Annotated in this window: 1 tRNA gene and 1 rRNA gene; both read right to left on the bottom strand. The window is 51.3% G+C overall.

Annotated elements, in window-relative coordinates:
- Window positions 1-152: 152 nt before the first annotated feature.
- A tRNA-Ile gene (locus UH38_RS24550) sits at window positions 153-226 on the bottom strand.
- A 119-nt stretch (window positions 227-345) separates the two neighbouring features.
- Window positions 346-751, bottom strand: a 16S ribosomal RNA gene (locus UH38_RS24555); the annotation flags it as partial.

Raw genomic sequence — 751 nt, forward strand, 5'->3', positions numbered from 1 at the left:
GTTAGCGGACTCGAACCGCTGACATCCTGCTTGCAAAGCAGGCGCTCTACCAACTGAGCTAAACCCCCAGACCACAAGTTATTAGTTACTCGTTATTAATTATGAGTTTTTTACTCCTAACTCCTAACTCTTAACTCCTAACTTGATTCAGGTGGGCCATCCTGGACTCGAACCAGGGACCTCACCCTTATCAGGGGTGCGCTCTAACCACCTGAGCTAATAGCCCAATTACGAACCAAACATAGTTTGAAAGCCCCATCAAGTTCTGCGACCGACCTCGGAATAACCTTCTCTATATCTATTCACACTTCGTTTTCGATATTAGAGTTGGGTAGGTCTCCCTTAAAAGGAGGTGATCCAGCCACACCTTCCGGTACGGCTACCTTGTTACGACTTCACCCCAGTCACCAGCACTGCCTTAGGCATCCTCCCCCACGAATGGTTAGAGTAATGACTTCGGGCGTTGCCAGCTTCCATGGTGTGACGGGCGGTGTGTACAAGGCCCGGGAACGAATTCACTGCAGTATGCTGACCTGCAATTACTAGCGATTCCTCCTTCACGAAGCTGAGTTGCAAGCTTCGATCTGAACTGAGCCACGGTTTACGGGATTTGCTTGCCGTTGCCGGCTTGCTGCCCTCTGTCCGTAGCATTGTAGTACGTGTGTAGCCCAAGACGTAAGGGGCATGCTGACCTGACGTCATCCCCACCTTCCTCCGGTTTGACACCGGCAGTCTCTCTAGAGTGCCCAAC

The sequence above is a fragment of the Aliterella atlantica CENA595 genome (assembly GCF_000952155.1).
In the GTDB taxonomy this organism is placed as follows: Bacteria; Cyanobacteriota; Cyanobacteriia; order Cyanobacteriales; family Chroococcidiopsidaceae; genus Aliterella; species Aliterella atlantica.